8 protein-coding genes are annotated in these 11,214 nt (G+C 33.8%); all 8 read right to left on the bottom strand.

All coding sequences use genetic code 11. The annotated features are described in order from the left end of the window. Window positions 1-81 precede the first annotated feature (81 nt). The 8 genes from H6W52_RS20395 to H6W52_RS20360 all read right to left on the bottom strand — a co-directional run bounded on the left by H6W52_RS20395 (window position 82) and on the right by H6W52_RS20360 (window position 11,114). On the bottom strand, window positions 82-4,320 hold the full coding sequence (locus H6W52_RS20395; RefSeq protein ID WP_185216935.1) for a class I SAM-dependent DNA methyltransferase: 4,239 nt from the start codon (window positions 4,318-4,320) through the stop codon (window positions 82-84). Between the two features lie 2 nt (window positions 4,321-4,322). Further along, window positions 4,323-5,000 carry a hypothetical protein gene (locus tag H6W52_RS20390; protein WP_185216933.1) on the bottom strand — a complete coding sequence of 226 codons (678 nt, stop codon included), beginning with the start codon at window positions 4,998-5,000 and terminating at the stop codon, window positions 4,323-4,325. A gap of 77 nt (window positions 5,001-5,077) precedes the next feature. Then, entirely contained in the window at window positions 5,078-6,688 is a 1,611-nt protein-coding gene (locus H6W52_RS21290) for a hypothetical protein (protein WP_228457616.1), read from the bottom strand. A 23-nt stretch (window positions 6,689-6,711) separates the two neighbouring features. Then, the gene (locus H6W52_RS20380; protein WP_410500358.1) at window positions 6,712-7,461 is read right to left on the bottom strand and encodes a hypothetical protein; all 750 of its coding nucleotides are present in this window, start codon (window positions 7,459-7,461) and stop codon (window positions 6,712-6,714) included. Beyond that, window positions 7,427-8,293: a M23 family metallopeptidase gene (locus H6W52_RS20375; RefSeq protein ID WP_185216931.1), complete on the bottom strand. Its 867-nt coding sequence runs from the start codon at window positions 8,291-8,293 to the stop codon at window positions 7,427-7,429. The genes H6W52_RS20380 and H6W52_RS20375 overlap by 35 nt, the downstream gene beginning before the upstream one ends. 4 nt (window positions 8,294-8,297) lie before the next feature. After that, a complete protein-coding gene (locus H6W52_RS20370) occupies window positions 8,298-10,286 on the bottom strand; it encodes a type IV secretion system DNA-binding domain-containing protein (RefSeq protein WP_185216929.1) in 1,989 nt (662 codons plus the stop codon). Continuing rightward, entirely contained in the window at window positions 10,286-10,582 is a 297-nt protein-coding gene (locus tag H6W52_RS20365; RefSeq protein WP_185216927.1) for a hypothetical protein, read from the bottom strand. The genes H6W52_RS20370 and H6W52_RS20365 overlap by 1 nt, the downstream gene beginning before the upstream one ends. Window position 10,583: 1 nt before the next feature. Next, on the bottom strand, window positions 10,584-11,114 hold the full coding sequence (locus tag H6W52_RS20360; RefSeq protein WP_317169850.1) for a DUF4138 domain-containing protein: 531 nt from the start codon (window positions 11,112-11,114) through the stop codon (window positions 10,584-10,586). Between the last annotated feature and the right edge of the window lie 100 nt (window positions 11,115-11,214).

Below are 11,214 nucleotides of genomic sequence, written 5' to 3'. Positions count from 1 at the left end.
AATTTTTTGAGCTTTGAGGGCTCAAAATTTTTCAGAATAACTTTTCTACTTACACAGTTAGTAGGACACTACCTTAAATAATTACCTCTTTCGCAATACAATATTATTATTTTGTTCCTCATTTTCTACCTTACCAACAATCTCCCTGTTAGTTCTATTGTTATTATTTTCTTGGATTTCCTCTCCATTTCTCAAATTAAATAATTTAGAATTCTCTTCTAATCTATTTTTTATATTATCAATATTTTGATTCAACTTTAACCTTTCCTCTCTTTCTTTATTATATAGTCCAATCAAATTCACTTCAATTTCAGGAAGTTCTTCTAATTTTTTATCCAGCATAGTAATTTTCTCTTCCATATTTTTAGTCTGAAATTCTATTTCTGTAACATTCACACCTTTTTCAGCTAAGTATTCGATAGTTTTCTGAACTTCAGCTTTAGCCAAATCAATTGTTTTCTGATAAGAAGGAAGTTGATTTTTCCAATATCCAGCATTTTCAGTTTCATCCTTAGAATAACCTAAAATTCTGTTATAGGAATGCTGCGCTTTAGTAACCATTTCCTGCACTTTTAAAAAATTCTCATATTTCCGCAAAACAAATGCATTATCAGCTAGATGTTGATTTTTCTCACTTTCAATTCTTCTCTTCAACAGTTCAATTTCAATATTTGCTCTTGTTTCCGGATTTGTTATAATGGATGTTTTGAGTTCCTGCGTACTGATATCTGAAATATCCAAAACATTCGCTCCCTTTTTCATTGCTTCCAAATATCTTGCTTGTTTTGATTGAAGCTTCTGAAGCATAAACACATCGATGCTATCATTGGTAAGCATAAAATTGACTCTCACATTCTCGTGCTTGTTTCCTTGTCTCCAGGCACGACCTTCAACTTGTCGTAGAGTGGTAAAATTATAAGGAAGTGAAAGCATATACAAATCCGTGGTATTTTGCTGAAGATTCATCCCCTCCTGAATCGCCTCGCTGCCGAGAATGATTTTGACTTTTCCGGAATTAAAATCATCCTGAATTTTCAGTCTGTTGGGTTTACTCGTTGCCCCAGTAATGACGCCAATTTCTTCAGGTTTATAACCAACTTCCGTGATGAGATATTCTTTTATTTTCGGAAATTCTGAAACTGCCAATTCTGAATAAATGATCTGACCCGAATCAGGCATATCTTTCTTATTCCGCTGTATCAGATTCATTGTTTCAATCAGATCATAATCCCTTCCAAGATTTCCCAAGACATTTACTTTCGCATTCGGAATTGTTTCAAATATTGTTTCAACCCACTGTTTTAAAATACTATCATTAGGTACCACAATCAAAGGTCTTTTAGAATTTCCACGCTCCATCGCTTCGTGTAAAGAAAATATTCCGGAAAGTGTTTTTCCGAAACCCACTTCGTGTGCCAATAAACCAACTCCTTTTGTCGTAAGCCTTCCAATTCCTGCTTTTTGTACTTCGGTCAGTCTAAGTTCTTTCCCTTTAAAACTGAGATGAATCTTTGAAAATAGAGGAAATTTTGAATAGTCAGGGACGTGGATATTATTATAGTTCCTATTGAATTCTTTTATAAAACGCTCTCTTAAATCGTCTGATAATTCTTCACGAATGAACTTTTCAAATAGGTCATTTGCTGCAGCCTTTCTTCTTTCACGGACCAATGCATTCCTTTCCTTATCACTCCCTGTAACAGTTTCGTTATCTACATAACTTCGAACTTCCCAAGCTGAAGAACCAGCGAAAGCTTCGCTTGATAAATTGCCAACAAAGTCCTTGAACTTTTCAGCTAAATTATAATCAACTATTACTGTTTCAACCTGTCTTGTAGATTGGTTGTACTTTTCTTTCTCTACTTGTCCCAATGCAAATTGGTGGACAAATTCGTGATTAGGGCTGATAGAAATTTCATCCAAAGACTTGGGAATTGGCAGAACACTTAAGAGTATTTCCTTTTGCTTATCATATTGGTTTTCAGTTCCACCGATGGCATATTTATTTGCAAAGTCTTTTTCCAACTGTTCAAGCTTGGAATAGATATTTCCTTCAGCATAATAAAAATCGTGCACCCATCTCCCATCAATAAAATTGGCAAACTTATAGTGCTCTCCTCTATTATTCAACGTCCCGTCGTAATCTGTATCACGAAAAGCAGCGATTTGCTGTGCAGAAATATCTGAGCTGTTCTGTAATGAAGTATTTACAACTTCGTCTGACTTTGAAAAAAGATATTTTATAACACCTTTTTTTATCTCCGGTTTTGTTTGAATTCTGTATTCAGATTCAAGTTTCTTTTGGGATTGGATGAGCTTTTCAGATTTATCACAAATCTGCTTTAGCATTTCTGCAGAAAAAGATTTTACATCTTTATCGATTTGCTCTTTTAACTCATTATATTTCTCAATTTCTTTTACAACAGCAGGAGACTTAAATTTGATTTCTTGAAATATTGAGAGAACATCATCTATTTTTTCTTTAGCTTCGGAAAGGTAATTTTCAGCTTGAGTTTTAACTGAAATGTTCTTTCTAACGGAAATTTCATCTTTTAATTCCTTTTCCGTATTCTCGAAAATTAAATCTTCGAACAAATTACCAATTCGCTCCGTTTCCTTTTTGGTTCTGAGTTGGTCTATTCTGGCTAATGCTTCATCCAAAGTACCGTAGACATAATTTTCCATTCGTCCAAAACGATTACTTTTCTCTCGAGTTTCTCCCAGAATATTTTCAGGATTACTTTCGAAATAATTAGAAACATCCCGTGTGATTTTTTGTGAAGTTTTTTTCAGAATGATGATATCGGTTCCGACTTGTGTTCCTGTAAATGCACCTGTTGGTAAACGATACGCACTGGAAATTTCTGCATTTTCTAATTTCTTTAGTCGATTAAGCCAACCTGAAGGAAGCACCATTGCCAAAATTCCATTTGGTTTTAACGAATCTAGAGAGCGTTTTACAAAATAATCTTCATATTTGCTTATTTTGGGTTCCTCTCCCAGCCCTTTATATAAACCTCGGTGTTCTCCGTAGGGAGGATTCCCGATTACCAAATCATACTTTTCAACGAATTCTTTCGAATCTCGTTTAAAACCTTTTTCGTCAATAAATTCAGTTTCAAAAGAGCGTAGATTAACATCAGCGTCTTGATGAAGGATTTTAGAAATTTTAGCGGTTGTTTCATTAATCTCAAAAGCAGAAATATTGATTTTTAAGCCAAGTTCTTTTACAGCATACAGAAAATTTCCAGTTCCAACGCTAGGTTCTAAAACTGAAATCTCTTTTTTATTTTTATATTGATCTTTAATTAGATTCCGGATGACATCAACAATCTTAAAATCCGTGTAGTACTCATCTAAAATTCCTCGGCCTTCTTTTGCTGTACCTCCGCTTTTATATTGAGTACAGATATTTTTTAATTCATCGGTGACATCAACACCTGAATGAATAATGACTTTATTATCTTTAGAAACAAAACAAGCTGCAGAAACCACTTCTGCAACTTGGTCATTAGTCAGTTTTTGACCTTTATACTTTGAAATGAGAAATTCTAATTCCTCAATATTTTTAGAATTGTCTAATTCTCCTCTGACTCCATCGGATATAGTTCTCCCGGATATGATTCCGCCCAAATGTTTTTGTCCGTCTTCATTTTGTTCAACATTCTGCGGTTGTATTCCATCAACATATCTTCCTCCTTCGTTTCCTGGATTGCTCCACTCTGCCCCTGTAGATTCATTTCCAGCATTTGCGCTGCCAACAGTATGTCTTCCTGAGTGATCTCCCTTTTGTTTGGATTGGCTGTTTTGCAAAGTTCTACCAGAATCTCGTCCAGAAATTTCTGATCCCACGTACTGAGTATTGGATATTCTTTCTGATCTAACATTAAGGTTTGCATTGTCTGAATTTTTGGATTCAACTAAAGTACTATTTTTATTCTGATGATTTATTTTGTTTTTAAGATACTCAGTCAAGTCTATATTTCCTTCATTTGAAATCTCATACATCTTACGGATATCCTTAATATTCTTTTCTTTAAATTCCATAAGAATTTTAAGTGTTGCCGCATCTCCTATCCTATCTCCTTCCAGACACAGAAATATTTTACCGTTAAAATCCTTAAATTGATTCAGAAATCCTGTTGTATTACCCGCAGAATTAAGTATTACAAGACTTCTGCTATTAACTTGCTCATTTAATTTTAAAAGTTCCAGAAATGAAAGCATATCGGTTTCTTTTCCAAAAACAACCAACTCATTCTTAGTCCCATTGACTACAGAAATACCCTCGTTAATCATTGAAGAATTTATTCCCGCCATCCTCATTTTTTTCTGTTGTTTACGAAGTGATTAAATTCAAAAAGTTCTTTAGCTTCATCATCCCAACTTTTTCTTGGTAATAACTGAAGTGTTACGAAAATGTCTGTCTTTTTATTATAAGAATCAATTCGCTCAAGTCTTCCGTGATAATCTTTTTCAGCGTGTCTGTAAAATGAATAGGGCAAAATAGTATCTGTTCGATAAATATAAAATCGGGTGTAATTCCAAGGAGAATTAATCTCAAAACGTTTATATTTTTTATTAAATAAAATTGTATCAGACAGGTTTTTTCGGTTTCTGTAGTTGGGGATCCAATCTTTTGAAAAGACAGCCCCTTCCTTCTTTTCCCAAACCGATTGAGAAATTTGTCTTTCGGAAATATCTTTTAATATGACATTACTTCCCGATGCTCCAATTGGGTAACATACTGAATCCCGGATGAAATATATCTGTTTGTTGACCTCTGAATAGTTATGATCAGGAACTAATTCGATGAACTGATTTTGCGAATAGTTCATCTTTGACAAATGAAAGCTCTGCATCTGATCCAAACCCTTTGAAGCATCGAAATAGACATTCGAGATTAGATCAATACCTCCTTGCTCTGAATTAATTTCCTTGTGACAGGAATTTAATGTGAAAAGAAGTGTAAAAATTGAAAGTATTAGTTGAATTTTCATATCAATTGGATTTAAAAAAAGCGGTAAATCTTTTGATGAAATACCGCTTCCTGTAGTATTATAGGTAAGAAAGATGTTTATCGTTTAATGCTCTGCTCCCGAACATTGGCTTTATCGTGACTATTATCTTGTTCCAAGCCTTCTAAAGGTTTATTGGTATTTATTCGATTCATCTCGTTGTCATACAGTTTAAGATTTCTATTCTGTGGATCCAGAACAGCTTTTGCTTCTACAACCTGATCGTTTTCTTTGATCTTAACTTTAACAACATTTCCTTTTTCCAAAGCCTTAATGCTGTTTTCTTTCCATTCCAGATTATCAAATACCAGATTCGATTTTTCAACAATTTTAGCTGTATCCACTCCGTAATTTTTATAGAAATTTTGGAAATAATAATTGCCTTTATCCGTTTTGGGCTCATTAAAATTAAATTGAACAAACGCAGGCTCTGTTTGATTACTCTTAGGATTGAGAAACTCAATTTTTACACTGCGTCCTTCCAAAAGGTTTACAGCTTCTTTTGCTGTAAAAGAGTTTTCCCGACTAACAGGAAAATTATGTGATATTTCCTCTTTTTTATTATTGGTCAATTTTGCATTGTAAGAATTGAGGAAAACGCCTCCCTGATCACTTTTACTAAACTTCAAAGTAAAATCCACCTTGTTTTCGGGCAGTGCTTTATCGGAAGAAGTTTTAATTTCAAATTGCTGCGCTTTCCCTTTGATACCTTTTTCTAAATCCTTGTGAAGTTTTTCATCTTCTCCAAAACCAAGATATTTCATTTGGTCCTTAAGGTATTTTACCTGGTCAAATTCTTTTTGTGTTTCCATAATTTTTGGATTTTGATTGTTATTAATTGTTTGATTTGTATTTTTTTGATTTTTATCTAATTGTTTTTCTTGCTCTAACTTTACACGACTGTCAGAATGATTGACAGAACTATACTTTTCTTTGTATGTCTCGAGAGAATTTGGATTCTCTTCACCGTAAGCACCATAGATTAAATCATCTACTTTTTTAATAAGCTCAGGAGTTTTTAATAGTGTCTCATATTTGAAGCCGTCTATATTAGAATCTATCTCATTTTGCAAAGCATTTAGATAACTTTGTTCAGACGAATAATCCATTACATCGGCGATTTCTCCATCGTAATCATAGATTGATATTATACCAACTTTTACATCAGTCTCTCTTTCGTAAAATTCATATTTCCTGTAATGATCTGCTTGTCTTTCATCAATTTCTGAAGTGGCCATCCCTAAACTTAAGTCTGTCCTTACCTCCAATTCCTTTGCCCAAGCATCTGAAAGAAATTTTTGCTTTGAAGCTTCGTTATCGATGGTTACTTTTTTTAAGGCTATATTATCTTCTATGATTAAAAATCTACCATCTGTCTTTTGTTTATCAATAAAGCGCACTACTTCAGCTAAGCTTTTATAATTAGTTTTGACGGAAGTATCAGTGTCAACATTAAAGATTGTATTTAAAGTGTATGCAGAGCCTTGGATTATTTTATTTGCTGTGGATTTATGAATCTGCATAAACTTTTTCTCCCGCTCAGAAAACTTCCTTTCTCCATTTCTGTAAAATATTTCAGGAGAGGTATTCTCTACTTCTTTTGCAAAATCTTTGTAAGCTTTGGTCTTTGGAGTAATCACTCTGTCGAACCAGGATAATTCATTTTCCATAACTTATAATTGAATTTTAGATATTACCGTCTAAATCCCCTAGTTTTCTCACGCTCGTCGGTTTGTTCTTCTTCCTGCCGTTCGCGATTTCTGTTAGCATCTTCATACATATCCTGATCATTGACATTCAACTGAATATCTGAATTACCGGATTTTGAGATTTGTTTTTGATCAGCCGAGATGCTGTTTACAGAATCTATCTCTCTGGATACAACATTCATATCATTAGAGATTTCCTTGGCTATTTCAGGGTATTTATCAGCCTTGTCTTGTAAAAAACCTTTAAGTTTTAGCAGTTCATTTTTATAGCGGTTGAGTTCTTCCGGCTCTTTTTTCTCTGCAATAATGGCTGTAAGCTCTCTCGTATTTTTGATGAAATCGAACTCCACCACTTTTCCTGTCTCATTATCGAAGATGAAGGCTTTCTTTTCAATAAGTGGATAATCACCCGAAAGTTCCTTAACATCGGCATATTGAACTTGGTCTTTACTGTTTTCAATAATTTTATTAAGGCTTTTGTCTCGCTCAAGAAAGATAACCTTCAGTTTGGTATTATCTTCAGTGAGTTGAAAAGTTGCTCTGTTCTTGTCATTGTCTGCAACAATAGTATATCCTTTTAGAAATTTTTCAATATCATCCGGACTTAACTTTTTTGAAAATGTAAGGTCATCATTGATGATTCCAAAATTTTTGAGTTCATCAGTAGGTAAATTGTGATTTTGCATAATGGTAAGTATTTTATTGTTGGCTATATGTATTTTTTGCTGTGCCATGGTAGTCAGAAATTAGATTATTCACATTGATAAGATCATTGAGAAACCTGATTGGATTAATGTATTTCCCGTTTTCCTGAACTGCAAAATGTAAATGAGGGCCTGTGGAATTTCCGCTATTTCCGCTTTTTGCAACAATGAATCCTGCTTTTACATATTCTCCGACTTCATAATATATTTCCGAAAGGTGTAGATAAGAGGTTACAAATGCATCAGAGTGCCTGATTTTAATATATTTTCCGCCTCCACTTGAATTACTGGATTCTAGTACAACACCGTCTAAAACGGCATAGACATTTTCATAATTGGCTTTGAGATCAGTTCCATTGTGCATTTTTCCAGTTCTGAAAATAGGATGCAACCGCCATCCGTAAGGGGATGTAACAATAATTTTCTTATCCAAAGGCATACTTATTTTTGATACAAAATCCTCTTCTTTGATAAAACTGAATTTTTTAATCGGTTTTTCTACATTTTTATACTGCTCGATTGATTGGTTTTTATTTATAAGCACTAGAGAATCATTATCAGCTTTTGGAATTAATTTTTCATCATCTATTCTTGTCAAACTATAACGAATCATCATTGTTTTCAAAGAATCAAGTTCCTTTTTTAGGCTCGATTTAGTAGGAGTACTGAAAAGTTTATTGAAGACATTTCTATTGTCTTTCACCTTTTCCAAGGCAGGTTTTTCTTTTTGAACTCTTCGCATTTCTGTGATAGATTCAGTGGGTTTGATTTCTTTTCTAGTCAAAGTATTGAACTGTCCAAAAACCAATAATTGACAAAGCAAAATCATCCCAGCTATCAAATATTTTTTGATTGATTTCATAATTTTATTCTTTGATATTTTCCTTGACAATGAGCTCCACTTCTTTATTGATTTTTCTGAAATTGGTCATCAGAACTTCCTCTTTTCGGTTGATACCTTTCTTATCCACGAATGAATAGTAATTCGGCATTGCCGAGTAATTCTGTTCTTCTTCCTTAATGGCTTTCATATCAAGATTTATTTTCCCTCTTATGGCAGAGATCTTATATTCTTCAGTCGTATTTTTTTCGCCCTGTGCAATCATTCCCACCATCTCTCCAGTTTTCAAGGCTGCAATTTTTCCCGCAGGAATCATAAAGTCCATTTTCTCATTAATGCTTGTCGTTGTTCCTTGCTGCGATATAGATTGTGAATAGGATTTCTGTTTAATTTTTCCGAACAATTTTTCAAGCCACTCCAATGTATTCTTATCTCTTGCGGAACCTGAAAGAATATTTCCGACAATTGCAGAAATGGTATCTGCAACCTCTTTTTTATAAAATTGTCGAAGCTGGGGAATTTCCTGAAGCCCTAATACAACAGCAACTTTGTTACTTCTTGCGGTTGCCACGATATTGTCAATTTTATGAATGTAAATCGTCGGAAATTCATCAGCAATAACACCTCCGGGCAAATTATGTTTAGAATTGATCAGACGTAAAGTCCTATTAAGGATCGAAGAATACAAAGCTGAATTGATATCCTGTGTTGCAGGATCCGAAGCCAAAATCATAATCGAGGGATTTTGTTTATCAGTTATTTTCAATTCTACTTCATCTCCTGAGAATACCCAGAAACTTTCTTTAGTTGCCAAACGCGAAAGAAAAATTTTCAAAGTACCAATCTGTCCTTCCAACTGATCAAAAGCTTTATTCTCATACGCCGTTTTGAATGGAGAAAGCAAAGAAAAAATCTCTTCGTTTGTAAAAAGAGTATCAAAAATTTCTTTGTAACTGCGGTTCATAAAAGATAGAATATGAGGTAAGTCGGAATATTTTCCGCTCTCAAACGTGGCAAAGAAGTAGATGCAGGAAGACAGAAAATTGATGGCTGATTGTGTAAAAAAAGCTTCTGAACCACCTCCGGAACTCGCTCCACCCTTTTGTAATGATGATACCATTGATTCTGCCATTTCCTGCGCTTCTGCTAATGTTTGGATGTATTTCTTATGAAATGGGTTTACTCTCCTTGACTTTTCAACTTCGTTCAGATTGATGATATGAAAATGGTAATCATAATCAGAATCTTTAGTCTTTTTCAGCAAATAATGGTAATACGCAATCTGAGCTAAGTCTGGAAATTTAAAATCGTAGATACAGAGACAAAAACCTTTAGCAATCATCTGACGTATTGAAGGATTAATGACACCAAACGACTTTCCGCTTCCCGGAACTCCAATCACAATTGTACCTCGAAAAGGGTCTATATTAATATATCCATTATAGGTTTTGTTATTATATCGAAATCTGTAAGGAATGTTTATAGACGTTTCTGTATTTACAAGCTCTTTATTTTGATCAAAAGATTCTTCTTCCACATTCCATCGGTCTTTTCCCATCTTCTGCTGCATTAGTTTTGAGATGCTGTCTGCACCCATCTGAAGGATTACTGCTCCTAAAAAAGAAAGAACAGCGTAGATTACTTGATACAGATTGAGCCCTGGAAAAACCTTTGGTAGCGCGTTGCTTCCCGCTTCGTTTTGCCAATTCAATGAAGAAAAAATCATTGCTAAACCAAAGACCATTGGAACAATGATTTCCGTGGCAATATTAAGGTCTCTCTTTTTCTTTGCCTTTGTTCCGATGGCAACAAGTCCTATAAGAATTAACGTTGTAATCTTTGCATTTATCGGTGGATAAATGAAACTCACTTTTGAAAAATTCTTCAATAAGTTGGAGACTACTGGAACATCAGCATTCAGGTAGAACAACGAAGCACAATCTAATGCAACGACAGCATATACTACTTTCTGTAGAAAGCCGTAGATCTTTATTTGATGTTGTTGCTCTTGCATTATTCCTGTAATTTTAATTTGAGTCTGATCACAAAATGTTCTTCGTTTTGAAAGAATATCTTAGATTTAGAAAGATTTTTAAAATAGATTTCGCCAAATTCTTTGAGTATTATTTTTTGCTCCTGAGATAACTCCTGAGTCTCCATTAAATTTCTAATGGATTCGCTTTCCTCTAATCTTATCATTGCCTTGATTTTCTCCAGTAAATATTCTCCGACATCATCCATTGCAAAAGATTTTGCTTCAGTAAGAAGTCTTTCCTCTTGAGACTTAGATAGCTTTAAATTGTACTCCATATTAGAAAGTATCTGCCTTAAGAATATCTGAATAATTGACTTTCATCTCAATAGTTCTTCCTGAAAGTTGTTCTTCTATTAACCGTATCATCATAACTTTAGAATTCGGATACGTAAATTTTTTGAAAACATAAATATTTCGGAAGTTCTTTTTAAAATGCTTTTGCTGATTCATCTGAAAAAGCGGTGTCATCTCAATACTTTGATTGTTGGTGGCTTTATGTATCTTTTTGTCTTCGATTGAGAATTTTAAAGCCTCAATATCATAGCTCAGGTTAGAGTTATTTTTAAAGGTCATATCAAGAAAAATATAATCGCTGATGACATAAACATTATTAAGCTGAAAGCTCAGATTGAAATCTTTCTCAAGTCTAATCGGATTATTTTCAGATTTTTTCTGAATGATATCGATTGCAAATTTTCTCAGCTCAAGATTAGAAAACATCATTTTGTCAAACTCAATGGGCTGCATCGCTTCCGGTTGAATATGAATATTTGTAACGGTATTCAAGTTTTCTGAATTACTGTAGATCGCTTTATATTGAGCAATGAAAGATTGGATGTACTAATTTAGCGTCCAGTTAAAGTTAAGCATAAAACCTTAATTTTAACCTATGAAACGAGAGAGAAAA

The sequence above is a fragment of the Chryseobacterium sp. C2(2020) genome, from assembly GCF_014218915.1.
Lineage (GTDB): Bacteria > Bacteroidota > Bacteroidia > Flavobacteriales > Weeksellaceae > Chryseobacterium > Chryseobacterium mucoviscidosis.
The sequence above is the reverse complement of the archived record's forward strand: the minus strand, read 5'-3'. Positions and strand labels throughout refer to the sequence as shown.